This window comes from Bradyrhizobium sp. JHI2711, assembly GCF_056156565.1.
Map to the genome: position 1 here is coordinate 1440920 of NZ_JBPZPT010000002.1, position 24077 is coordinate 1464996.

General features: G+C 65.2%; 25 protein-coding genes. 20 read left to right on the top strand and 5 right to left on the bottom strand.

Annotation, left to right across the window (positions count from 1 at the left end):
* Positions 1 to 63 precede the first annotated feature (63 nt).
* From ACTEK7_RS19300 to ACTEK7_RS19350, 11 genes are all read left to right on the top strand, one after another.
* Entirely contained in the window at positions 64 to 900 is an 837-nt protein-coding gene (locus tag ACTEK7_RS19300; protein ID WP_035998460.1) for an SDR family oxidoreductase, read from the top strand.
* Positions 901 to 1031: 131 nt separating this feature from the next.
* Entirely contained in the window at positions 1032 to 2831 is a 1800-nt protein-coding gene (locus tag ACTEK7_RS19305; RefSeq protein WP_225146431.1) for a cation:proton antiporter domain-containing protein, read from the top strand.
* 74 nt (positions 2832 to 2905) lie between these two features.
* Positions 2906 to 3727: an NAD-dependent protein deacetylase gene (locus tag ACTEK7_RS19310; protein WP_035998466.1), complete on the top strand. Its 822-nt coding sequence runs from the start codon at positions 2906 to 2908 to the stop codon at positions 3725 to 3727.
* A 140-nt stretch (positions 3728 to 3867) separates the two neighbouring features.
* Positions 3868 to 5958, top strand: a complete 2091-nt coding sequence (locus tag ACTEK7_RS19315) for a hydantoinase/oxoprolinase family protein (RefSeq protein WP_225146432.1) — start codon at positions 3868 to 3870, stop codon at positions 5956 to 5958.
* Complete coding sequence (locus ACTEK7_RS19320; protein WP_225126338.1) at positions 5955 to 7613, top strand: hydantoinase B/oxoprolinase family protein; 1659 nt, start codon at positions 5955 to 5957, stop codon at positions 7611 to 7613. The genes ACTEK7_RS19315 and ACTEK7_RS19320 overlap by 4 nt, the downstream gene beginning before the upstream one ends.
* Positions 7614 to 7646: 33 nt before the next feature.
* Positions 7647 to 8645 (top strand): TRAP transporter substrate-binding protein, encoded by a 999-nt coding sequence (locus ACTEK7_RS19325; protein WP_225146433.1) that lies wholly within the window; start codon positions 7647 to 7649, stop codon positions 8643 to 8645.
* 9 nt (positions 8646 to 8654) lie between these two features.
* Complete coding sequence (locus ACTEK7_RS19330) at positions 8655 to 9248, top strand: TRAP transporter small permease subunit (RefSeq protein WP_225146434.1); 594 nt, start codon at positions 8655 to 8657, stop codon at positions 9246 to 9248.
* 31 nt (positions 9249 to 9279) lie between these two features.
* On the top strand, positions 9280 to 10584 hold the full coding sequence (locus ACTEK7_RS19335) for a TRAP transporter large permease (RefSeq protein ID WP_225136364.1): 1305 nt from the start codon (positions 9280 to 9282) through the stop codon (positions 10582 to 10584).
* 322 nt (positions 10585 to 10906) lie between these two features.
* On the top strand, positions 10907 to 12625 hold the full coding sequence (locus ACTEK7_RS19340) for a pyrroloquinoline quinone-dependent dehydrogenase (RefSeq protein ID WP_035998486.1): 1719 nt from the start codon (positions 10907 to 10909) through the stop codon (positions 12623 to 12625).
* A gap of 114 nt (positions 12626 to 12739) precedes the next feature.
* Positions 12740 to 13054 (top strand): c-type cytochrome, encoded by a 315-nt coding sequence (locus tag ACTEK7_RS19345; protein WP_225146435.1) that lies wholly within the window; start codon positions 12740 to 12742, stop codon positions 13052 to 13054.
* A gap of 17 nt (positions 13055 to 13071) precedes the next feature.
* Positions 13072 to 13839, top strand: coding sequence for a substrate-binding periplasmic protein (locus ACTEK7_RS19350; RefSeq protein WP_035998489.1), 768 nt, complete (start codon positions 13072 to 13074; stop codon positions 13837 to 13839).
* A gap of 36 nt (positions 13840 to 13875) precedes the next feature.
* Here ACTEK7_RS19350 and ACTEK7_RS19355 read toward each other — a convergent pair whose 3' ends face one another.
* Positions 13876 to 14520: a glutathione binding-like protein gene (locus tag ACTEK7_RS19355; RefSeq protein WP_225146436.1), complete on the bottom strand. Its 645-nt coding sequence runs from the start codon at positions 14518 to 14520 to the stop codon at positions 13876 to 13878.
* A 106-nt stretch (positions 14521 to 14626) separates the two neighbouring features.
* Here ACTEK7_RS19355 and ACTEK7_RS19360 point away from each other — a divergent pair, with 106 nt between their 5' ends.
* Positions 14627 to 15307: a TetR/AcrR family transcriptional regulator gene (locus ACTEK7_RS19360; protein ID WP_225146437.1), complete on the top strand. Its 681-nt coding sequence runs from the start codon at positions 14627 to 14629 to the stop codon at positions 15305 to 15307.
* Positions 15308 to 15322: 15 nt separating this feature from the next.
* Here the strand turns inward: ACTEK7_RS19360 and ACTEK7_RS19365 are convergent, their stop codons facing one another.
* The gene (locus ACTEK7_RS19365) at positions 15323 to 16288 is read right to left on the bottom strand and encodes a 2-hydroxyacid dehydrogenase (RefSeq protein WP_225146438.1); all 966 of its coding nucleotides are present in this window, start codon (positions 16286 to 16288) and stop codon (positions 15323 to 15325) included.
* Positions 16289 to 16428: 140 nt separating this feature from the next.
* Here ACTEK7_RS19365 and ACTEK7_RS19370 point away from each other — a divergent pair, with 140 nt between their 5' ends.
* The 4 genes from ACTEK7_RS19370 to ACTEK7_RS19385 all read left to right on the top strand — a co-directional run bounded on the left by ACTEK7_RS19370 (position 16429) and on the right by ACTEK7_RS19385 (position 19181).
* Entirely contained in the window at positions 16429 to 16797 is a 369-nt protein-coding gene (locus ACTEK7_RS19370) for a YciI family protein (protein ID WP_035998498.1), read from the top strand.
* Positions 16794 to 18080 (top strand): RNA polymerase sigma factor, encoded by a 1287-nt coding sequence (locus tag ACTEK7_RS19375; RefSeq protein ID WP_225146439.1) that lies wholly within the window; start codon positions 16794 to 16796, stop codon positions 18078 to 18080. The genes ACTEK7_RS19370 and ACTEK7_RS19375 overlap by 4 nt, the downstream gene beginning before the upstream one ends.
* 117 nt (positions 18081 to 18197) lie before the next feature.
* Positions 18198 to 18737, top strand: a complete 540-nt coding sequence (kdpF, locus tag ACTEK7_RS19380; RefSeq protein WP_225126328.1) for a K(+)-transporting ATPase subunit F — start codon at positions 18198 to 18200, stop codon at positions 18735 to 18737.
* A gap of 30 nt (positions 18738 to 18767) precedes the next feature.
* The gene (locus ACTEK7_RS19385; RefSeq protein ID WP_109142498.1) at positions 18768 to 19181 is read left to right on the top strand and encodes a VOC family protein; all 414 of its coding nucleotides are present in this window, start codon (positions 18768 to 18770) and stop codon (positions 19179 to 19181) included.
* Between the two features lie 194 nt (positions 19182 to 19375).
* On the opposite strand, the gene ACTEK7_RS19390 is transcribed toward ACTEK7_RS19385, so the two are convergent.
* The 3 genes from ACTEK7_RS19390 to ACTEK7_RS19400 all read right to left on the bottom strand — a co-directional run bounded on the left by ACTEK7_RS19390 (position 19376) and on the right by ACTEK7_RS19400 (position 21462).
* Positions 19376 to 19726 (bottom strand): hypothetical protein, encoded by a 351-nt coding sequence (locus ACTEK7_RS19390; protein WP_036041329.1) that lies wholly within the window; start codon positions 19724 to 19726, stop codon positions 19376 to 19378.
* Positions 19727 to 20121: 395 nt separating this feature from the next.
* Positions 20122 to 20559 carry a hypothetical protein gene (locus ACTEK7_RS19395; protein WP_035998510.1) on the bottom strand — a complete coding sequence of 146 codons (438 nt, stop codon included), beginning with the start codon at positions 20557 to 20559 and terminating at the stop codon, positions 20122 to 20124.
* 114 nt (positions 20560 to 20673) lie between these two features.
* Positions 20674 to 21462, bottom strand: coding sequence for an SDR family NAD(P)-dependent oxidoreductase (locus tag ACTEK7_RS19400; protein ID WP_036021843.1), 789 nt, complete (start codon positions 21460 to 21462; stop codon positions 20674 to 20676).
* A gap of 263 nt (positions 21463 to 21725) precedes the next feature.
* On the opposite strand from ACTEK7_RS19400, the gene ACTEK7_RS19405 reads away from it, so the two are divergent.
* The 4 genes from ACTEK7_RS19405 to ACTEK7_RS19420 all read left to right on the top strand — a co-directional run bounded on the left by ACTEK7_RS19405 (position 21726) and on the right by ACTEK7_RS19420 (position 24022).
* Positions 21726 to 22130 carry a YciI family protein gene (locus ACTEK7_RS19405; protein WP_035998515.1) on the top strand — a complete coding sequence of 135 codons (405 nt, stop codon included), beginning with the start codon at positions 21726 to 21728 and terminating at the stop codon, positions 22128 to 22130.
* Between the two features lie 48 nt (positions 22131 to 22178).
* Positions 22179 to 22544 carry a YciI family protein gene (locus tag ACTEK7_RS19410; protein WP_036021849.1) on the top strand — a complete coding sequence of 122 codons (366 nt, stop codon included), beginning with the start codon at positions 22179 to 22181 and terminating at the stop codon, positions 22542 to 22544.
* 124 nt (positions 22545 to 22668) lie between these two features.
* On the top strand, positions 22669 to 23409 hold the full coding sequence (locus ACTEK7_RS19415; RefSeq protein ID WP_057028075.1) for a TetR/AcrR family transcriptional regulator: 741 nt from the start codon (positions 22669 to 22671) through the stop codon (positions 23407 to 23409).
* A gap of 121 nt (positions 23410 to 23530) precedes the next feature.
* Positions 23531 to 24022, top strand: a complete 492-nt coding sequence (locus tag ACTEK7_RS19420; RefSeq protein ID WP_035998538.1) for a DUF2852 domain-containing protein — start codon at positions 23531 to 23533, stop codon at positions 24020 to 24022.
* Positions 24023 to 24077 lie beyond the last annotated feature (55 nt).

The window sequence follows — 24077 nt, forward strand, 5'->3', positions numbered from 1 at the left end:
CATCTGCGAGGGATGGAACAAAACGCCGGTTCCATCCATGATGATGCATCCCGGAGAAAACACATGCCGCAAACCGAACGCTCGACCCCGTTTCCCTCGCGCCTCGTCGGCCAGTACGCGCTGGTGACCGGCGCCTCACAAGGCATCGGCCGTGCCGTCGCCATCCGGCTCGCCCAGGAAGGCGCGACCGTCGCCATCAATTATTTCGGCAGTCCCGAGGGGGCGGACGAGACGCTCGCGCTCGCACGAACCGCATCGAGCGATCGCGGCCACGGCAGGCTCGACCATATCGTCGTCAAGGCCGATATCGGCAATGAGCAGGACATCGCCGCGATGTTCGAGACGGTCCTGGCGCGTTTCAAGCGCCTCGACTGTCTCGTCAACAATGCTGGCTTCCAGCGGGAATCGCCGAGCGAGGCGCTCGACGTCGAAACCTATCGCCGCATCATCGACGTCAACCTGAACGGCGCCGTGCTGTGTGCGCAGAAGGCGCTGGCGCATTTCGTCGCGCGCGGGGCAGGCGGCAGCATCATCAACTGCTCCAGCGTCCACCAGATCATCCCCAAACCCGGCTATCTCGCTTACTCGATCAGCAAGGGCGGCATGGCCAATCTGACGCGCACGCTGGCGCTGGAATTCGCCGGCCAGCGCATCCGCGTCAATGCGGTTGGTCCCGGCGCGATCGACACGCCGATCAATGCGGCCTGGACCGGCGATCCGGAGAAGCGCGGCGTCGTCACCTCCCACATTCCGATGGGGCGCGTCGGCACGCCGGAAGAGATCGCCGCGGTGTTCGCCTTCCTCGCCTCGGACGACGCCAGCTACATCACCGGGCAGACTATCTATGCCTGCGGGGGCCTGACGCTGTTTCCAGAGTTTCGGGAGAACTGGGCAAGCTGAAAACCGGCTTGGGGTTGCGCGCGCCTCGCGTGGGATAGAGGGGCGCGACCGGTTGGGGATCTGCGGCGCCGTGTGCTATCGACCGTGGATGGCGCTGCCGCTATTGGCGGGCGCCGACACGTGAAGGGCCCGTGACCACAACCATCAACATCAATGCCTATAGTGACGCGCTGGTGGTGCTCGGGACTGCCGGCGTGGTGGTGCCAATGGTCCGGCATTGGGGCATCAATCCCGTGCTGGGCTATCTCGGGGCCGGCGCCATTCTCGGTCCGCTCGGGCTCGGCTCGCTCGTCAAGGACGTCCCGGTCCTGTACTGGTTCACCGTGACGGACGCCCAGAACGTCGAGGGTATCGCCAATCTCGGCATCGTGTTCCTGCTATTCCTGATCGGGCTCGAGCTGTCTTTCAGACGGCTCATGACGATGCGGCGTCTGGTGTTCGGGCTCGGCGGCCTGCAAGTCCTCGCGACGTCGGCCATGATTTTCGGCGTGGCGCTTCTCTTCGGGCAGAGCTCCGATACGGCCGTGATCCTCGGCGCGAGCCTTGCGCTGTCCTCGACGGCGATCGTGCTCGAGCTCCTGTCCGCCGAGAGGCGGCTTTCCACCTCGGCCGGGCGCGCCAGCTTCTCGGTGCTGCTGGCTCAAGACCTCGCAGTCGTCCCCATTCTGGTTTTCGTCTCGGTGCTCGGCGCGGGAAGCGGTGGCTCGGTCGTGGCGCACATCTCCAGTGCGGTCCTGAAGGCTGTGCTGGCGGTAGCCTTCCTCACTCTGGTCGGACGGCTGCTGATGCGTCCGCTCTTCCAGATGGTCGCAGGCACCCATTCGACGGAGTTGTTCGTTGCCGCGACCTTGTTCGTCATCGTCGGCGCAGGCCTTGCCGCCCACCAGGCTGGCCTGTCGATGGCGCTCGGAGCCTTCGTTGCAGGACTGATGCTGGCGGAAACCGAATATGGCAAGGCCATCGAGGCCACCGTCGAGCCGTTCAAGGGCCTGCTGCTGGGCATCTTCTTCTTCACAGTCGGGATGGCGATCGACGTCCGTGTGTTCCTGCGCGAGCCCGGCTGGCTGTTGGCCGCCGTCGTCGGCATTCTCGTCGGCAAGGCGATCGTGCTCATCATCCTGGGACGCCTCTTCAGGCTGTCATGGCCGGCGGCGATCGAGATCGGCTTCCTGCTGGGCCCCGTCGGCGAATTTGCCTTCGTCAGCATCGGAATGGCGGCGGCCGGAGGCATGATCGAGCCCCCCGTGTCGAGCTTTGCCGTCGCCGTCACCGCCGTGACGATGGCCCTGACGCCGCTTCTGGGCATGCTCGGGCGACGATTGGCCGCGAAGCTGAGCAGCGAACGCACGCCCGATCCCGAGCTCGCGGTCCGGCCGCCCGGCGACCGGGCGCAAGCCATCGTGGTCGGCTATGGCCGTGTTGGAAAGGTGGTCTGCTCCCTGCTGACCAGCCATGGCCTGAACTACATCGCGGTCGATCACGCGGCCGTCGACGTGGCGCGTGATCGCCGCGGCGGTCACAAGGTCTATTTTGGCGATGCGACAGAGCCGGGTTTCCTCGAAGCCTGCGGCTTGATGCAGACGACCGGCGTGATCATCACCATCCAGTCGCGGCCGGCGATCGATGCCGTCGTCGAGCGGATCCGGGCGGTGCGGCCGGACGTGCTGATCGTCTCGCGTGCGCGAGACGCCGATCATGCCCGGCACCTCTACGCGATCGGCGCAACCGATGCGGTGCCGGAAACCATCGAGGCGAGCCTGCAGCTCTCCGAAGCCGCACTGGTCGGCCTCGGCGTTGCAGTCGGGCATGCGATCGCCTCGGTGCACGAGAAGCGGGACGAGTTCAGGCTGACGCTGCAGCAGGCCGCGCGGATCGCGGGACAAGAGAAAGCTCGTCCGCTCGATCTCACGGGACGGCGGTCGCCGCGATAGCGGCTATGCGGCCGCCATGCGCCGGGATTGTCGTCATCTGGCAAAACGGGCCGGCGCGAACTACATCATGCGCCATGACGAATGCCCCTCCGGCAAAACCTCCGCTCCAGGATTTCATCGGCCGGCACGAACGCCTGTTCGTGCTGACGGGCGCCGGCTGCAGCACCAATTCCGGGATTCCCGACTATCGCGACAGCCAGGGCAATTGGAAGCGGACCCAGCCCGTCAACTTCCAGGCCTTCATGTCGGACGAGCAGACCCGCCGGCGCTATTGGGCGCGCAGCCTGATCGGCTGGCGGCGGTTCGGCCGGGCGAGGCCCAACGATGCGCATCGCGCGCTGGCCCGGCTCGAGGCGAACGGCCGGTGCGGGATGCTGCTGACCCAGAACGTCGACCGGCTGCATCAGTCGGCCGGCCATCGGCAGGTGATCGACCTGCACGGCCGGCTCGATCTGGTCCGCTGCATGGGCTGCGGGGCGAAGACGTCGCGCGAGGAGTTTCAGCACGCGCTCGGCCGCGCCAATGCGGCATGGCTGACGCTCGATGCCGCGGATGCACCCGACGGCGACGCCGATCTGGAGCACGAGGATTTTTCCTCCTTCGAGGTGCCACCTTGCCAAGCCTGCGGCGGCATCCTCAAGCCCGACGTGGTGTTCTTCGGTGAGAACGTGCCGCGCGAGGTGGTGGCCACGGCGCAGGATCATCTGGCAGAAGCCGATGCCATGCTGATCGTCGGCTCGTCACTGATGGTCTATTCCGGCTTCCGCTTCGTCCAAGCCGCCGCGCGGCGCAATATCCCCATCGCCGCGGTCAATCTCGGCCGCACGCGCGCCGACGATCTCCTGACGCTGAAGGTTGAGGAGCGCTGTGAAGCGGCGCTTGCATTCCTGCTCTGATCGCTCAGGCGCGAACACGCCTTGCCTATTGCATAGGTGCCGCGCAAAATAGCCGGGCACAGCGTTGCAGGCATGCCTCATGGCACGGGAATTGCTGTGCTTTTGGACCCGAACTTGACGATCAGCACGGAGAAATTGGAATGCTCGAGGGAGCCGAGGTGCGGCTTGCCGTTGATATCGGTGGCACGTTCACCGACATCGTGCTGGACGTGGGACAAGACCGCAAAACCCGCAAGGTGCTGACGACGCCGCAGCGGCCCGAGCAGGCGGTGCTGGGCGGCATGCGGCTCATTCTTGCCGATGCACGCGCGCATATCAGCGATATCGACGTCTTCATCCACGGCACTACGCTTGCGACCAACGCGATCATCGAGCGGCGCGGCGCCAAGACGGCGCTGATCGCAACCGAAGGCTTTCGCGACGTGCTCGATATCGGCACCGAGAGCCGCTACGACCAGTACGATCTCAGCATCGACAAGCCGAAGCCGCTGGCGCCGCGCGGCCTCCGCTTCACCGTGCCCGAGCGCATCGACGCCCACGGCGCCGTCCGCCTCCCGCTCGACGAGACGGCCGTGCGCGCGCTCGCGCCGAAATTGCGTGAACTCGGCGTCGAGAGCGTCGCGGTCGCCTTCCTACACTCCTACGCCAATCCCGAGCACGAGCGACGCGCAGCGGCGATCATGGCCGAGGAGATGCCCGGCATCTCCGTCACATTGTCTTCCGCCGTCTGTCCCGAAATTCGCGAGTATGAGCGCACATCGACTGCGGTCGCGAACGCCTATGTGCAACCCCTGATCGACGGTTATCTCGCCCGCATGGCCGACGCCCTGCAGGTCGAGCAGTTCCGCGGCGCGATCTACCTCGTCACGTCAGGCGGCGGCGTCACCTCGATCGAGACCGCGCGGCGCTTTCCAGTGCGTCTCGTCGAATCCGGTCCGGCCGGCGGCGCGATCTTCGCGGCGCAGATCGCGGCGAGGCTTGGCGAGAGCAAGGTGCTGTCCTTCGACATGGGCGGCACCACCGCAAAAATCTGCCTGATCGAGAAATACCAGCCCGAGACCTCGCGCGTGTTCGAGGTCGATCGCGCCGCGCGCTTCCTCAAGGGCTCCGGCCTGCCGGTGCGCATCCCCGTGATCGAGATGGTCGAGATCGGCGCCGGCGGCGGTTCGATCGCCCATGTCGACGCGATGAAGCGCGTCACCGTCGGCCCGGAGAGCGCCTCGTCGGAGCCGGGACCGGCCTGCTATGGCCGCGGCGGTCAGCGCCCCGCGGTGACGGATGCCGACGTTGCGCTCGGAATGATCGATCCTGACGCCTTTGCGGCCGGCACGATCAAGCTCGATCCGGAGCTGTCGAAACAGGCGCTGCTGCGCGATGTCGGTGCGCCGCTCGGCCTGTCGGCGGAAACAGCGGCTTATGCCGTGCACGAGGTGGTCTGCGAGAACATGGCGAGCGCCGCGCGCGTGCACGCTGTCGAGCGCGGCGCGGTGGTCGGCCAGCACACGCTGATCGCCTTCGGCGGCGCCGCGCCGCTGCATGCGGCGCGCGTTGCCGAGAAGATCGGCGTCTCCCGCGTGATCGTGCCCTCGAACGCCGGCGTCGGCTCGGCGGTCGGATTTCTGGCGGCTCCCATCGCGTATGAATTGGTGCGCAGCCGTCACGTCCGGCTCGATGATTTCGATACCGAGGCGGTCTCTGACTTGCTTCAGGAGATGGCGACCGAAGCGCGTGCGCTGGTCGAGCCTGGAGCTGCCGGCGCACCGGTGCGCGAGCGCCGCGCGGCCTTCATGCGCTATGTCGGCCAGGGCCACGAGATCACCGTCGAGCTGCCGAACCGGCCGCTGACGACGGCCGATCTCGCCGGTCTGCGGCAGCAGTTCGAGGCCGACTATTCGGCGATGTTCGAGCGACCGATCCCGGGCGCGGCGATCGAGGTGTTGAGCTGGTCGGTGCTCGCGACCACCGAGGCGCGCAATCCGCCCGCCGTCGCTTCCGTGGCGCGCCAGCCCGCGGCCAAGGCGTCCGGCAGCCGAAAATTCTTCGACGGCCGGGCCGGCGAAGTGATCGAGATCCCGCTCTATCGGCGCGAGGACATGGCGCCAGGGGCGACCATCGCAGGCCCCGCCGTGATCGCGGAAGACGAAACCTCGACCTTCGTCTCCACCAGTTTCGACGCCCATATCGACGGTGCCGGCAGCATCGTCATGGAACGAAAGGCGGCCTCATCATGAGCAAGGCAAATGGCGCGAGCCTGATCGACCTTCAGATCATGTGGCACCGGCTGATCGCCGTGGTCGAGGAGCAGGCGCAGGTGCTCTTGCGCACCGCCTTCAGCCCGATCGTGCGCGAATGCGGCGACCTCTCCGCCGGCGTGTTCGACCTCAGGGGGCGGATGCTGGCGCAGGCGGTGACCGGCACACCCGGCCACGTCAACTCGATGGCGGAATCGGTCAAGCACTTCATCGCTCACTTCCCGATCGAGACGATGAAGCAGGGCGATGCCTACATCACCAACGATCCCTGGATGGGGACCGGTCATCTCAACGATTTCGTCGTCACCACGCCCTGCTTCAAGGACGGCAAGGTCGTCGCACTGTTCTCCTGCACCAGCCATCTCATGGACATCGGCGGCATCGGCTTCGGGCCCGATGCCACCGACGTGTTCATGGAGGGGCTCTACATCCCCATGCTGAAGCTGATCGACCAGGGCGTCGTCAACGAGACGCTGATGGCGATGATCCGCACCAATACGCGGCTTCCGATCGACACCGAGGGCGACACCTATTCGCTCGCCGGCTGCAACGACGTTGGCTGCGAGCGCCTGGTCGAGATGATGAGCGAGTTCGGCATCGAGACGCTCGACGAGCTCGGCGACTACATCTGCGACCGCTCGCGCGAGGCCGTGCTGGCCGAGATCGCAAAGCTGCCGAAGGGCAGCTGGCGCAACACCATGGTGGTCGACGGATATGATGCCCCGGTGACGCTGGCGGCGACGCTGACGATCTCGGATACCGGCATCCACGTCGATTTCGACGGCACGTCCGCCGCGTCAAAATTCGGCATCAACGTGCCGCTGTCCTACACCACCGCCTATACCGTGTTCGGCCTCGGCTGCGTCGTCGCCTCGCAGATCCCGAACAATGCCGGCTCGCTCTCGCCGCTGACGGTGTCGGCGCCGGCCGGTGCCATCCTCAATGCGCCGAAGCCGGCGCCCGTGGCGTCGCGCCACGTCATCGGCCAGATGCTGCCGGACGTCGTGTTCGGCTGCCTGCGCCAGATCATTCCCGAGCGCGTGCCTGCGGAAGGCACCTCCTGCCTGTGGAATCTCAACGTGCGCGGCCAGACCCGCTCCGGCGCCGGCGGCAATTACGGGTTCTCGATGGCAGTCACCTCCAACGGCGGCACCGGTGCGCGCTTCGGCAAGGACGGGCTGTCGGCGACCGCTTACCCAAGCGGCGTGCGCGGCACGCCGGTCGAGATCGCGGAGACGCAGACGCCGCTGATCTTCTGGCGCAAGGAGCTGCGCCCGGATTCCGGTGGGGCAGGGCGCACCCGCGGCGGCCTCGGCCAGATCATCGAAGTCGGCAGCGGGGTCGATGCGCCGTTCGACATCCTCGCCGCGTTCGACCGCATCGACCACCCGCCGCGCGGGCGGGACGGCGGCCAGAACGGCGAGGCCGGCTATGTCGGTCTCAAATCCGGCAAGAAGCTGCGCGGCAAGGGCTTTCAGCAGGTGCCGCCGGACGATCGGCTGGTCGTGCTGACGCCCGGCGGTGCCGGCATCGGCGATCCCAGGGAGCGCGATCGCGCGGCCGTCAACGACGACGTCGCAAGCGGTCTCGTGTCTTCGGAGAACGCAGTCAAGGTCTATGGGTACGCGCGTTGATGCATCGGCGCGCTTGGTAAACGGAGGGGAGCAATGATTACGCGACGGAACTTCACTGTGGGCGCAGCAACGCTGCTCGCCGCCGGCCACATCTCGACTCGCGCACGGGCGGCAACGAGCTGGGATATGTCGACGGTCTGGCCCGACGGCAATTTCCACACCCAGAACGCGATGTCCTTCGCGGAGGAAGTGAAGAAGCAAAGCAATGGTGCGGTCGCCATCACCGTGAAGGCCGGCGGCCAGCTCGGCTTCAAGGGGCCCGAGCACTTGCGGGCCGTGCGCGACGGCCTGGTGCCGCTCGCCGACGTCCTCAACATCCAGCAGGTCGGCGACGAGCCCTTCATGGGCGTCGAGAGCATCCCCTTCCTCTGCGGCTCCGTGGACGAGCTCAAGGTGCTGCACAAATATGTGCGGCCCGAATATGAGAAGATCGCCGCGCGTAACAATCAGAAGATCCTCTACATCGTGCCGTGGCCGACGCAATATCTGCATCTGAAGGCGAAGGTCGCCGACGTCGAGGGCCTCAAGAACATCAAGATCCGCGTGCCCGACAAGAACGCGGTCGAGATGCTCAATGCCATCGGTATGGCGGCGGTGATGATCCCTTGGGGCGAAACGATTCCCGCACTCGCCTCCGGCGCGGTGGCCGGGGTGTCCACCTCGTCGGTGTCCGGCGTCGACGGCAAGTTCTGGGAGTTCCTGAAATACGTCTACCCGACCAACCATGTCTGGTCGTCGCAGATGCTCACCGTCAATCTCGATGCCTGGAAGGCGCTCGGCGCCGATCAACAGAAGCTGGTCGCTGACATCGCGGCGAAGATGGAGCCCGGCTTCTGGGCCAATTCGCTCAAGGCCGATGTCGACAGCCTCAACCGCCTCAAGGAGGGCGGCATGGAGGTGGTGCCGGTCTCGGACGCCATGATGAAGGACATCCGGGCCAAGACCGCGCCGCAGTTGGATGCCTTCCTCAAGCGCGTGCCGGCAGCGGACAAGCCGGTGCGGGCCTATCTCGCCGAAATCAAGCGCGGCTGAGGGCGAGGCGTGGTGAGCCTTTCGCCCGAAGCATCGCAAAGCCTCAACGCAGCGGCGCCCGCGCCGCTGCGCATCGTCCTCGACGCCATCGATCGCCTCGGCCGGCTCGACGGCTGGATCGGCGGCTTCTGTCTCTTGATGCTGACGCTGTTGATGCTGTGCGAGGTCGCAACCCGCTTCCTCTCGAACTTCCTGCCGTTCTTCCCGCCGACAATCTCGATCGCGTGGGAATACTCCTCCTATCTGATGGCGGCGGCCTTCACTTTCGGCGCCGCCATGACGCTGCGCGTCGGCGGCCACATCCGCGTCGTGCTGCTCCTGAAGAACGCACCCGTGCCGGTGCAGCGCGCGCTCGAGATCCTCTCGGCGGCGGCCGGCTTCGCCTTCATGGCGTTCCTGACCATGGCCATGGCGAAATTCGCCTGGAGCGCCTTCCTGCGCGGCCAGGTCTCGACCTCGAGCGACACGCCGCTGTGGTTTCCGCAAGCGATCGTCACCTTCGGCATGTTGCTGCTGACGCTGCAGTTCCTCGCGCGTGCGATCCAGGCCGCGCTCGGGCTGCCGCTGGAGGATCATCGCATGAAGGCCTCGCCCGTCGAATGATCGCCTTGCCCGCATCCGGATCCAAGATCGCATGACCATTGAAGTCGTCGCCCTGTTCGCGATCCTGTTTGTGCTGCTGGCTTGCGGCGTCTGGATCGGCCTCACGCTTGCGCTGACCGCGACGCTGCTGCTCGCGATGTTCCGTTCGGTCCCGCTCGACAAGCTGCTGCCGCAATACGCCTGGAACATCCTGACCACGCAGGAGCTGCTGGCGCTGCCGTTGTTCATCCTGATGGGCGAGTTGCTATTCCGCACCCGCCTGTCGCGCTCGCTGTTTCAGGGATTGGCACCGTGGGCCGGGCTGTTGCCCGGCCGCCTGCTGCATGTGAACGTGATCGGCTGCACCATCTTCGCGGCGATCTCGGGCTCGTCGGCTGCGACCACGCAGGTGATCGGCCGCATGTCGCTCAACGAGCTCACGCGCCGCGGTTATTCCCGCGACATCGCGATCGGGTCGCTCGCCGGCGCCGGCACGCTCGGCTTCCTGATCCCGCCGTCCAACATCATGATCATCTACGGGGTGCTCGGCGACGTCTCAATCCTGAAGCTGTTCACCGCCGGCGTGTTGCCGGGCTTCCTGCTGGCCGCGACGTTCATGGCCTGGGTGATGCTGCACACCACCCTCAAACCCGCGATGGTGCCCGAGACCGAAGCCAAGCTCTCGCAGGTGCCGTGGAGCGAGCGCTTTGCCGCACTGAAGGATCTCGCGCCGGCGCTGTTCCTGATCGCATGCGTGCTCGGCTCGATGTATGGCGGGCTCGCAACGCCCTCGGAAGCTGCCGCCGTCGGCGTGCTCGGCGCGGCCCTGGTCGCCTGGGCGCAAGGCGCAATGTCGCAGCAGGTGATCCGCGACGTCTTGATCGGCTCGGTCGTCACCTGTTCGATGATCGCGCTGATCGTGCTGGGAGCCTCGATCCTCGGCAATGCCGCGGCCTTCCTCGGCATCCCGCAGGCGGTGGCCGCGTTCGTCAAGAGCCTCGGCCTGTCGCCCTTCATGCTGATCGTGGCGCTGATCGTCTTCTATCTCGTGCTCGGCTGTTTCCTCGACGGCTTCTCGATGATCGTGATGACGCTGCCGATCGTGCTGCCGATCGTGAAGGGTGCCGGCTTCGACGAGGTCTGGTTCGGCGTCTTCCTTGTGCTCGCCGTGGAGATGGCGCAGATCACGCCGCCCGTCGGCTTCAACCTGTTCGTGATCCAGGGGCTGACCGACGACGGTCTCGGCTATATCGCCCGCGTCACGATGCCGTACCTCATGATCATGATCGGATTCGTGCTGCTGCTGACGCTGTGGCCGGGCATCGTCACGATTCTGCCGAAGGTGCTTTACGGATAAGACGACTTGTTCCGGGATCGGCGGATCGAAAGCAAAACGGTCAGCGCCGCTGCCGTTTCAAGTCGCCCTGCATCGAAGCGACTTCGGCGCGCATTCCATATTTGCAGGCCCTGTGATCCGTCGTACAGTGTGACGGCAAGCAGAAGTACAACAGCAACCACTCCGGTGAACGTGGCTCCTCAGCGCGATGCGCCGAGGAGGGGACGTCTGTTGACGATTCGGTCCGATGGAGGACGATCGACGCACACTGAACTGCAAATACCCCTCGCAAGCCGCATTCACGAGACGCAATCAACAAACACAAGAGCGGGAGGAAGTGCAAATGAGGAAACAGTGGCTCAGCTCGGCCTTGGCTGTCGTTGTCGTTGCGACACTTGCAGCGACGGCGGCATTGGCTCAGTCCGTGGATACGGCCCGGATCGAGGCCGCCGGCCAGAACGATTGGCTCACCTATCACGGTTCGTACAAATCCCATCACTACAGCCCGCTTACACAGATCAATACGAGCAATGTCGGCAATCTGGGCGTGGCATGGATGCACATTCCCGGGCGATCGACGCGCGGCCTGCAGTCGATGCCGCTCGTCGCCGACGGCGTGCTGTACTATTCGGGCTCTTACAGCCGGGTCTTCGCGCTGAACGGCGCCAGCGGCGAGGTGATCTGGTCGTTCTTTCCGGAGCTGGATGAAGCGCTGATCAGCCGCCAGACCCACTCGCCCTATAACCGCGGCGTCGCTCTCGGCGAAGGCAAGGTCTTCGTCGGCACCATGGACGGTCGTGTCTTCGGGCTGGACGCCAAGACCGGAAAGGTTCTCTGGGAGACCAGGCTGATCGACTCGCAGAAGCTGACGGTCGGCTTCACCGGCGCGCCGCTCTACGCCAAGGGCAGCGTGATCATCGGCGCGCAAGGCGGCGAATGGCCGGGCCGCGGCCCGATCTTCGCGCTCGATGCCGCAACCGGAAAGAAGAAGTGGGAGTTCCTCACGGTCGCAGGCACCGAAGAGGCGATGAAGACCTGGGGCAACGAGTCCTGGCGCACCGGCGGTGGTGGCGGCTGGATGCCGGGCACCTACGATTCCGAGACCAACACTGTCCTGTGGGGCACTGCGAATCCGGCGCCGCTCTACGATTGGTCGGGTCCGGACTACAAGACCCAGGGGGCGCGTCCCGGCGATAACCTCTATACGAGCTCGGTGATCGGGCTCGACATCGATACCGGCAAGCTGAAATTCTACCATCAGGAACTGCCGCACGATGCCTGGGACTTCGACAGCTCGGTCGGCGAATTCGTGATGCTCGAGCGTGACGGCCAGAAATACGTCGTCCATCCGAACAAGGGCGGCTTCGTCTTCGTCTACGACCGCAATCTCAAAGTGAAGAACGTCTGGCGGCTGGTCGAGAACATCAACTTCGTCAAGGACATCGATCCCAAGACCGGCGCCCTGATCGGCCGTCGCGATTTCCCGGTCGGCAAGGTCACCGAACCGCCGCTGTGTCCGTTCATCGGCGGCGGCATCAGCTGGAACGCCGGCTCCTACAGCCCCAAGACCGGTCTCTATTACAAGATCGGACAGGAATGGTGCATGACGCTGGATATCCAGAAGACGACGCCGGTCACCACGCCGCAGGTCCAGCTCAACATCGGTGCCGATTTCAAGATGGTGCCTCCTCCGGGTGGCGAGATCTACGGACATCTCGACGCGCGCGATCCCATCACGGGCGCGAAGAAATGGGAGGTTCGCTATCCCGAGCCTCCGCTCGGAAGCGTGCTGTCGACCGCAGGCAACCTCGTCTTCGTGCCTGATTCGCGTGGCGTGCTGCACGCCTATGATGCCGAAACTGGCGCCGAGCTATGGAGGCACAACAACGGCACCGGCCATCAGGGCGGGATCGTCAGCTACTCCGTCGGCGGCAAGCAATATATCGCGGTGACGGCGGGCTTCGGCGGGATGCTGGCGGACGAATATGCGCCGAACTTCGGCGGCGTCTACAAGAGCATGCCGCGTGACGACGGCGCCCTGGTCGTCTTCAGCCTGAAATAGTCTGCCGCAGATGTTCTGATCATGGAGCGGGCGCAAGCCCGCTCCTCGATCGATGTCGCGGCCGCGTGGCTCAGGAATGGAGCGTAGCTGTTGAGACTGTCTTGCAAGACGATTTTGGCGGGGCTGGGCGCCTCGTTGCTGTGGGCTGCGATGGCCCAGGCCCAATCCGCCACACCCGTGCCGGAGAACGCGGCGTTCGAGGCCGAGCAGGTGTTTGCGGGGACTTGCGGCTTCTGTCACTCCGACGGTGGCCGGGCCGCTGGGAAGGGGCCGCAACTGATGAATTCGCCGCGCGACGACGACTACATTCGCAGTCGCATCAAGCTCGGCAAGCAAGGAGCGATGCCGGCCTTTGACGGCGCCTTCACCGACGCCCAGATCGACCAGATGGTCAAGTACATCCGCGCCCTGAAACCGCGCGACGGCTGACTAGCATAGAGTGTGGAATGAAGACATTTGCCCCGGTCATCGTCGCTGCCGCCATCGTCCTGTCGGGGCAGGCGGCGGCGCGCCCCCTGGAGGCGATCCGCTCCAGCGGCGTGATCGGGCTCTGCGCACATCCCAATTCGCTTCCCTTCGCGCACAAGACCGGCGATCCGCCCGGCTTCCAGGTCGAACTCGGTCGGGTGCTGGCACGCGAGCTCGGTGTCTCGCTGCGGCTCGACTGGATCATCACGCAGTACCAGATGCGCAGCGCCGGCTGCGACATTCTCCTGGACGTCATCGCCGATCGCGAAGCGCAAGGCGAAACCCGTCTGAGAATCTCCAAACCGTATTATCGCACAGGCGTCGCGCTCGCCGTGCCGTCATCCAGCACGCTCACGTCCTTCGCCAGCCTCAACGAATCGACCAAGGTGGGCGTGCAGGTTGGATCGATCGCAGCCATGATCATCGGTCAGCGGCGCGTGCCGATATCGACCTTCGGCTTCGAGAGCGACAGCCTGGAGGCCGTGTCGAACCGCGAGATCGACGCCGCCGCGGTCACGCCCACCGCCGCCAGCTATTTCAATCTGACCCACCCGGACAAACCGCTCCGGATCCTCGATCGCGACGAGAGCACGGCCGATCTGAACTGGAACGTCGGCGTCGGCATGGTCCGCCCGGACGATGCGTTGCGCGAAGCCATCGACGCAGCCGTGGAGCGGCTGCGCAGCGACGGCACGATCGACCGGATCTACCGCCGCTACGGCATCGCGCTGCAGGCGCCGAGATAGCGCGCTGCCGCGCGATTACGGAGCTCGCGTGCGGCCTCAGGCCGCGGCCTTCTTCCGCGCGAGCTCGGCCTTGTACAGCTCGAACTCCTCCGCGATCGCCTTGGCAATCGAAGGTCGCTGACGCAGCCGTTCGTGATACGCCTTCAGGTTCGGCCATTTCGCAAGCTCGATCGGCGGCGTCGCCATGGTCCAGTTGATGACCGTGACGAGATAGGCATCGGCCACGCTGAAATGGTCGAGCAGGAACTCGCGTCCCTTCAGGTAATTGTCGAGATAGTCGAGCCGCGACAGGTTCTTCTCCAGGGCATAGGCCTTGACTTCCTGCGGCGCCTTGCGGTCGAGCATGGGGATGAAGAGGCCCTTGTGCAGCTCGGTGCCGATGAAGCAGAGCCATTGATGCAGCCGGGTGCGGTCGATGCCGGCGCTCGCGCCGAGGCCGGCTTGCGGGAAACGGTCCGCGACATATTGCAGGATCGCAGCGTTCTCGGTCAGCACCATGCCGTCGTCGGTGCGCAGCGTCGGCACGAGGCCGATCGGATTCACGGTGCGGAAGTCGGAGCCGTCGCTCAAGACCTTCTTGGTCGGCGGATCGACTTCGAGGTAGTTCGCCTCGGCGCCGGCTTCATACAGCGCGACGCGTGTCGCCATCGAGCAGGCAAGCGGCGAGAAATAGAGATCCATCTGTAGCCTCCTTGGGCAATTCCTCTTTGGGTGTCGCTCAACCTGGCCAGATTGATTTTTGTACCATCTTGCATAATATGGGTGAGGTCAAGGAATAACTTGCGGAATGGTACAAAAATCGAAGCCGCCAGCTGCTGCCAATCAGCCCGAACGCCGCGGCGAGCCCGAGCGTCGCGGTGGGCCTAAGCGCCGCGGCCGTCCGCGCGCCTACGAGCCCGATGTCGCGCTCGGCAAGGCGCTCGATCTGTTCCGCAAGCAGGGTTTCGCGGCCACCTCGCTCGACGATCTCAGCGCCGCCACCGGCATGAATCGGCCGAGCCTCTACGGCGCCTTCGGCGACAAGCGCCAGCTCTACATCAAGAGCTACCAGCGTTATCGCGACGAGGCGGGCGCGGCGATGGTCGCGATCTTCCGCGAGGAGATGCCGCTGCGCCAGCGGCTGGAGCGCATCTACGCGGCCGCGCTGGACATCTATCTGTCCGGCGACACGGGGCCGCGCGGCTGCTTCACGGTCGTGACCGCGGCCTCCGAGGCAGTCGGCGATCCCGAGATCCGCGCCATGGTACTGGACGGCCTCACCGGGCTCGACAAGGCCTTTGCCAGTTGCTTTCGCCGCGCCAAGGAGAAAGGCGAGCTGCCGGAGAGCGCCGATCCGTTCGCGCTGGCGCAGATCGCATCAGCCACGATCCACACCATTGCGATCCGCTCCCGCGCCCGCGTGCCGCGCAAGGAGCTGGAGGCGATCGTCAAGGGCGCGATCGACGTGATGATCGGCGCCAAAGGATAAGCTGGAAGCGAAGCTTCAATATCCCCGCGTTCGATCCACCACGTTCTCCAGCGCGCCGCCCGCCTCGAACCGGGCGATCTGCTCGGCGACATAGGCCGAGATCGCATCCGCGTCGGTGTCGGCGGCATTGTGCGGCGTCAACACCACCTTGGGGTGGGTCCAGAACCGGCTGTCCTTCGGCTGCGGCTCCTGCACGAAGACGTCGAGCGAGGCGGCGCCGAGCGTGCCGTCGTCGAGGCAGGCGAGAATATCGGCCTCGTTCTGCAGGCCGCCGCGGCCGGCATTGATCAGCACCGGCGCGCCGAGCGGGCTGGTGCGATTGAGCTTGGCGAAGACCTCGCGGTTGAGGATGCCGTGCGTGTCTGGTGTCAGCGGCAGCAGGCAGACCAGGATATCGGTCTTGCGCAGGAACGCGTCCATTCCGGCGGCGCCATGGAAGCATTCGACGCCCTCGATCGTGCGCGGGCTGCGGCTCCAGCCGGCGACGTGGAAGCCGAGCCGCCGCAGCACGTCGGCCGCATCGGCGCCTAGCGTGCCCAATCCCATGACGCCGACCGTGACCGCGCTCGCCGGCCACTGATATCTGGGCTCCCAGCGCTTCTCGCGCTGCGATTGCCGCAGGTAAAGCTCCTGGCGGTGATGCATCAGCACGTGCAGCATGACATATTCGGTCATGCGATTGGTGAGATCGGGCACGGCGACGCGCACCAGCGGCACCTCGGGCAGGCTCTTGTCCGCCATTAGCGCGTCAACGCCGGCGCCAAGGTTGAAGATCGCCCGCAGATTGGGGAACGCACCGAGATCGCCGGGCACCGGCTTCCACACCGCCGCATAATGCACCTCCGCCGGATCGAGCCCGGCGTCCGGCAGCAGCACCACGCGGCGGTTGCCGCAGACCGCGTCGAAGCGGGCCTTCCACCGCTCCGGCAGCCAGTTCTGTTGCGTGCTGTTGATCAGGACGGCCAGTGTGCCCATGGTCATTCGAAGTGCCTCTTCGGGTTCCGCTCGAGAAGGCCCTCCTTGGCACGATCTGCCGGATTTTTCTTGCAAATTTTTTCCGCAGCGCTGTCGGCGCGGGGCATATTGGCGCGTCTTCAGAACAGACGAGGGAAGTGCTGCCCATGCTTTACGCCATTCTTTGCTATCACGATGAGGATTTCGTCGGCTCCTGGAGCAAGGAACAGGACGAGGCCGTGATGAAGAAGCTCACCGTGGTGCAGGAGAAGCTCACCAGGCAGGGTCGGCTCGGGCCGGTGGCGCGGCTGTTGCCGACGACCGCGGCGGCGACGCTGCGCAAGGAGGATCCGCCGCTGGTGCTCGACGGTCCCTATGCCGAGACCAAGGAGCAGCTCCTCGGCTTCTACATCGTCGACTGCAAGAATCTCGACGACGCGCTCGACGTCGCACGCGAGCTGGGTGCCGCCAATCCCGGCGGCGCCTATGAGGTGCGTCCCGTCGGCGTATTCCGGCCCGGAGGAAACCTGACGTGAGCGAGGCCGATACCGCCTGGATCGAGACTGCGCTGACTTCGGCGCGACCCCAGGCGGTCGGCGCGCTGCTGCGCTATTTCCGCGATCTCGACACCGCCGAGGAGGCGTTTCAGAACGCCTGCCTGCGCGCGCTCAAGACCTGGCCGCAGAATGGGCCGCCGCGCGATCCCGCGGCCTGGCTGATCATGGTCGGCCGCAACGTCGCGATCGACGAAGTGCGACGCGCGCGCAGGCAGCAGCCGCTGCCTGAGGACGACCAGGCGATCTCCGATCTCGACGACGCCGAGGGCGAACTCGCCGAGCGGCTCGACGGCTCGCATTATCGCGACGACATCTTGCGGCTGATGTTCATCTGCTGCCATCCAGGACTGCCGGCGACGCAGCAGATCGCGCTGGCGCTGCGCATCGTCTCGGGCCTCACGGTGAAGCAGATCGCCCGCGCGTTCCTGGTCTCGGAAGCGGCGATGGAGCAGCGCATCACGCGCGCCAAGGCAAAGGTGGCCGAGGCCGGGACGCCGTTCGAGGCGCCGGGCGCGGTCGAGCGCTCTGAACGGCTCGCCGGCGTCGCGGCGATGATCTACCTGATCTTCAATGAAGGCTATTCGGCGAGCGGTGACACCGCGGAGATCAGGAAGCCGCTGTGCGAGGAGGCGATCCGGCTGGCGCGGCTGCTGCTGCGGCTGTTTCCGAGCGAGCCGGAGATCATGGGCCTGACCGCGCTGATCCTGTTGCAGCACGCGCGCAGCGCGGCGCGCTTTGCCGCGGACGGGTCGCTGATCCTGCTGGATGATCAGGATCGTTCGTTGTGGAACGGCACCATGATCGCGGAGGGCCTCGCGCTGATCGACAAGGCGATGCGCCACCGCCGCAGCGGGCCCTACCAGATCCAGGCCGCGATCGCCGCCCTGCATGCGCGCGCGGCGACGCCGGAGGAGACCGACTGGACGGAGATCGACCTGCTCTACGGCGCGCTCGAAGTGGTGCAGCCCTCACCGGTGGTGACGCTCAACCGGGCGGTCGCGGTCTCCAAGGTGCGCGGGCCGCAGGCCGCGCTCGAGCTGATCGAGCCGCTGGCGCCGAAGCTCGCCAATTATTTCCATTTCTACGGCGTGCGCGGCGCCTTCCTGATGCAGCTCGGCCGCAACGACGAAGCCCGAATCACCTTCGACCGCGCCATCGCGCTCGCCAACACCTCGGCCGAAGCCGCCCACATCCGCATGCATCTCGATCGCCTGATCCGGGACAGCCAGCCGAAGGCAAAGGAAAGCGCCAAGGCGAAGTAGGCCCGTCTGTTTCCACGCCATGACGGGGGGGCGCAGTGCGCCAAAGAATTTCTGTCCCATTGTCGGGCCGGGGCCTCCCCCGTTCGTCCTAGGCTCCGTATCCACGGAGAGCCATCCATGCTGAAAGCCATTGCGGTCATCGCCATCGTTCTCGCCGCCGGCCTTGCCGCGGTCCTCGTCTTCGCCCTGACGAAACCCGACACGTTCCGTGTGGAACGCTCGCTCGCCGTCAAGGCACCGGCCGCTGTGATCTATCCGCTGGTTGCCGATTTCCATCGCTGGACCGCCTGGTCGCCGTATGAGACCCGCGATCCCGCCATGAAGCGGACGTTCGGCGGAACCGCGGCAGGGAAGGGTGCGACCTATGCCTGGGAAGGCAACAACAAGGTCGGCGCCGGCCATATGGAGATCCTGGAGGCGAACGGCCCCTCCAAGCTCCGCATCAAGCTTGATTTCGAGCGGCCGTTCGAAGGCCACAACACCGCCGAGTTCACCTTTGTGCCGCAAGGCGATGCCACACTCGTCACATGGGTAATGTACGGTCCGGCCCCGTTCCTGTCCAAGCTGATGCAGGTGTTCTTCAACATGGACAGCATGATCGGCAAGGATTTCGAGACCGGCCTCGCCGGCCTGAAGAAGCTCACCGAGAAGCAATAAGCCTCACTGCAAACGAAGAGGAGAGAAACGATGCTCAATCCCTATCTGTTCTACCAGGACAATTGCGAAGCAGCGTTCAACTATTACGCCAAGGTTCTCGGCGGCAAGATCGACGCGATGATGCGCGCATCGGATGCTCCGCCGGAGGTGCCGGCTACGCCCGGCCGCGAGAAGATGATCATGCATGCGCGGATGTCACTGCCGGACGGCACGGTATTGATGGCCTCCGACTCGCCGGCCGAGCATTTCCAGAAGCCGCAGGGCTTTGCAATCTCGATTACAGTCAAGGACCCCGCGGATGGTGAGCGCAAGTTCAACGCGCTTGCCGACGGCGGCAGCGTCACCATGCCCTTCAGCAAGACGTTCTGGGCCAAGGGCTTCGGCATGTGTGTCGACAAGTTCGGCATTCCCTGGATGGTGAATTGCCCGGCCGAGGGCATGTGATAGGAGCATGATCCGGAAAAGTGTGAAGCGGTTTTCCGAAAAGATCATGCTCAAACAACAACCTAAAGCGCGATGACGATTTATCCTATCATCGCGCTTTGGGCGCGACCGTCACGTTGCGATCCCCTCTCTCCAATGCTGCGGAGAGGGGACGTACGTTTCGTTACGTCAGGCGCCGATCAGCCGTTGTCCTTTCACCGGATTGATCCGGTGACGTCCTCGGGCGGCGGCGACGATTCCACGCAGCGAGGACAGATCACGAGCTTGGCGCCCAGCTTCCTGTCGTTCTCCGCCTGTATCTCGTCCTGGACCGCCCACCACGCCTCGGAATAGGGGCGCAATGTGCCGAGCACTTTTTCGCGCTCCTGATTGGGATCACTTGCAGCCGGCGCGCCGGTCGTGACGCGCCGCTTGGCCACATGCGGACGGTTCGGATCCTTGCCGAGGCCGTCCCATGCAATGGCGCGGCGTTCCTGCGCTGGCGCCTCTGCGCATCCGATCAGCGCTGTGCAAAAAGTGAGCACGATCAAGCCGTGTCGAATCATGCCGGGCTTTTGCCTCCACAATCGGCGCGCAGAATCTGCGTGAGACACGCGCATCGTCGGTTCAATGGAACTCAAGGCAAAACAAACTTGCCAGCATGGCCGAATATGAGTCGTGCTTTCGCATCACTTTGCGGACGCAGTGAGGCCGCTTCGTGAAGCGAGCTGCATCGCACAACAATTGGCGCAAGATTGGGCTGTGCTCTGCACGTCAGAATCGTTATTGGTGAGTCATAAAAGCTACAAACTGGGATGGACGTCACTTGCAAGGGGAGCGACCGATGGCGGCGGCGCTACAGATCAACTTTGCTCTTTGGGGAATGCTCATTTGCGCCAGCGCGAAGCTGGCGCCAGTGATCCAGACGCTGTTTTGAAAGCGGTGGCGGCTGCCGGCTGTATCAGCGGCAACGCGGATAGATCGCGGCGAGATCGCGCCCCTTCAACAGCAGCAACCGCGAGGTCAGACCGCCACGTCGGCTGATCCAGTCGCGCACCGGACCGGGATAGGCGGCAAGCACCGCGACCGATGCTTCCGGCTCGGCATAGAAGCGGCCGCGCCGGTCAACCGAGCGTGCGGCATGGAAGCCGAGCACGGCGCGCTTGGTGACGCAGATGCGCTCGCCCGGCACGATGCTCAGCACCAGCGTGCAGGCGGACAGGCAGGGGCCGTCGATCACCACGCGCTCGCCACTGTCGCGGACCTTTTCGAACAGATCGAGGAACGGCCCGACCTGTCCGCCCGGGGACTGGATGATGCGGATCTCGGCCGCCGCAGGCGCGGCGGCGAGCAGCGCGGATGCAAGCATCAGAGCTTTGAGGAAGGTGATGCGTTGCATGAACTCTCCACCAACTCGCTTTCGTAGGGTGGGCAAAGCGTAGCGTGCCCACCATCCGCACCGCAAATTTGGGATCGGCGCGTTGCGCCTTTGCCCACCCTACAAATCCTGCGCCTACCCGTTGCGCCTTTGCCCGCGCAGCGTCGGCAGGCCGATGCCCGCCGCATCGAAGCCGCCGTCCACGGCCAAAATTTGGCCGGTGATGTAGCTCGCGCGGCCCGAGCACAGGAAATAGATCGCTTCCGCGAGTTCCTCTTCCAGGCCGTAGCGGTTGAGCGGAATGGCGTCGTGATAGTCGGCGCGGATCTCCTTGGTGTGCACCTGCTTCGCCATCGCGGTGTCGACCGGCCCCGGTGCGACCGCGTTGACGCGGATGTTGAGGGAGGCGAGCTCGACCGCGAGCTGCTTGGTAAGGTGTGCAAGGCCTGCTTTGCTGGTGCCGTAGGCCGAGCGCAGTGTCGAAGCGCGCACGGCTGAGATCGAGGTGATGTTGACGATGGCGCCGCCACCACCGTCGCGCATCAGGGGCACCGCGGCCTTAGTGCAGAGGAACGGTCCGGTGAGGTTGACCTCGAGCACGCGGCGCCAGTCGGCATCCGACGTCTCCATCAGCGGCGCGAACACCGCGATGCCGGCATTGTTGACCAGCGCGTCCAGCCGGCCGAACCGCCGCTCGATCGTCGTCATTGCGGTGCTGACTGCGGCCGCGTCGGCGACATCGCAGGTCAGCGCCAGCGTCGCCTCGCTCTGGCCGATGTCCGCGACCGCGCGGCCGAGCAGTTCGTGCTCGATGTCGAGCAGGGCCACGCGCCAGCCCTCGGCCAGGAATTTCTTCGCGGTCGCAAGCCCGATGCCACGGGCGGCACCGGTGACGAGGGCGACTTTTTGCGGGGCTTGCGGCATTGCCTGATCTGTCCTGTGTCCGGGAGCAGCGCGCGAAGCGCCGGTTCCTTTTACTGCGCTTTCGTTCCGGCATGAAAGGCCTCGCCGAGCCGATCGAGCCCGATGCGGCCCAGAATGCGCCAGCCGCGGCTGCGCTGCGGCCTCGAAATAATTTCTGTCCCGCTGTCGGCCCGGCAGAAGGCCGTTCGTCTTGGAGGGGACGCGGGCCCGGCCGTTTCCGCCGCAGGACATATCGGAATGACTGAGAGCAGCAAGGAACTCCCATGCGATTCATGATGCTGATGATCCCGCTCGGCTACGAGAACGCGCCGCCGGAGCTGCAGCTCGATCCCGAGCGCGTCGCCGCGATGATGCGCTACAACGAGGCGCTGAAGGACGCAGGCGTGCTGATCACGCTCGATGGGCTGCACCCGCCGTCGACCGGGGCACGCGTCTCGTTTGCGACCGGCCAGCCCATCGTCACCGACGGGCCCTTCGCGGAAGCCAAGGAAGTCCTGGGCGGCTATTGGATGATCGAGGTCGCCTCGCGCGCCGAGGCGATCGCCTGGGCCAAGAAATGTCCCGCTTCAGCCAACGAGATCATCGAGGTCCGCCAGGTGCAGGAGATGGCCGACTACTCGCCCGAAGTGCAGGAGATCGTCGCCGGGTTCGGCGACCTGAAGACGTAGACGAGACGGCGGCTGCGCGATTCCCAATCAATCTGAAGGAGAAAACCCATGAGCACCGAACACAAATTTCTCGCCGTCTATCTCGGCAGCACGAGCGGATCGAAAATGGCGGCGTGGCGCGCGCTGCCCGAGGCCGAGCGGAAGGCGAAGGAGCAGGAGGGCATGGCCGCCTGGCACGGCTGGGTCGAGAAGCACAAATCCGTGATCGTCGAGATGGGCGGCCCGCTCGGCAAGACCCGCAGGATCGACGGGAGCGGAATCACCGAGGTCAGCAACGCGCTGACCGGTTTCACGGTGGTGCGTGCCGCCTCGCAGGAGGACGCTGCAAAGCTGTTCGAGAACCATCCGCATTTTGCGATCTTCCCGGGCGAGGCAATCGAGGTCATGCCCGTGCTGCCGATTCCGGAGATGTAGCCCCGGTCACCCGTCATTCCGGGTTCGATGCTCCGTATCGCCCCGGAATGACGTGAAAATACGGGTTAACCAGTCCGGCCGCCGCTAGTGACCTTCACGCCCGGCTCATGTAAAGGTCGTTCACATGAGCTGGCGCAAGGAGCAGCGCCGCGCCGAGCGCGGCTATCACCACGGCAATCTGAAGGAAGCCCTGTTACAGGCGGCCCTCGGGCTGATCGCCGAGAAGGGGGCGGCCGGCTTCACCTTCGCCGATGCCGCGCGCATGGCCGGAGTCAGTGCGGCGGCGCCCTACCGGCATTTCCGCGACCGTGACGAGCTGCTGTCCTCGATCGCCCAGCGCGGTTTCGAGCAGTTCGAGGCGCGCCTGTCGGCGGCGTGGGACGACGGGCGGCCCGACACCGTCACCGCCTTCGAGCGCGTCGGCAAGGCCTATCTCGCCTTTGCCCGCGCGGAGCCGGCCTTCTACAACGCGATGTTCGAATCGGGCGTGCCGGTCGATGCCAATCCCGCCCTTCAGGCGGCCAGCGAACGCGCCTTCAACATCATTCGAGCCGCAGCCGAGCGGCTCGCCGCACTGACGCCGCCCGGCACACCCCGCCCGCCGGCGATGATGATGGCGCTGCACATCTGGTCGATGTCGCATGGCGTGGCCTCGCTGTTTTCCCGCGGCGATGCTGCGCGACGCAAGCTGCCGATGTCGCCGGACGAGCTGCTGGAGGCCGAGGTACTGATTTATCTGCGCGGCCTCGGCTTCCCGATCGACCGCCGTCCTCCGGCCAGGGGCGCCGAGCCGCCGCCGGTGCCGCCGGAGGCTCCCTCCGGTTCGGGCCTGCCGCCCGGCAGCCCCTGGGGCAAGCCGAAATAAGATTGCGCAAGTAATCACGCGGGCGTGTCTTGCTGCCAGCTTGACAAAATCGCGGGATGGTCTAGCTATGTAAATGTTATTTACATTCACAACGGCGCTGGTGCCGTGATGGAGAAGGGAAATGGCCTACACCGCTGATGTCAATCGCTGGCGCGGCCCGTCGGACCAACAGCAATATTACGAGCGCCCCCGCATGCTGGACACGCCCTGGCATCCCGGCTGGATCGCCGTGACCATTCTCGGCTTCATCATCTGGTGGCCGATCGGACTTGCCCTCCTCTTTTTCACACTCGGGAGCAGAAGAATGTCGTGCTGGAGCAATCAGGATCGCTGGCAGAACAAGATGGAAAAGATGCAGTACAAGATGGATCGCATGCGCGACCGCATGGAGCGCCGCGGCTTCGGCTTTGGCTTCGGCCCGCCGTCCTCCGGCAACCGCGCCTTCGACGAGTATCGCAGTGAGACACTGCGCCGGCTCGAGGAAGAGCAGGTCGAGTTCAAGAACTTCCTCGACCGCCTGCGTCACGCCAAGGACAAGGAAGAGTTCGATCAGTTCATGGCGCAGCACAAGACGCGTCCGACCCCGCCGCCGACCGACCAGCAGCAGGGCTGATCCGAAGAATTACACCTCTCAAAGCCTTCAGGCGCATGCCCCCAAAGTCCTGATG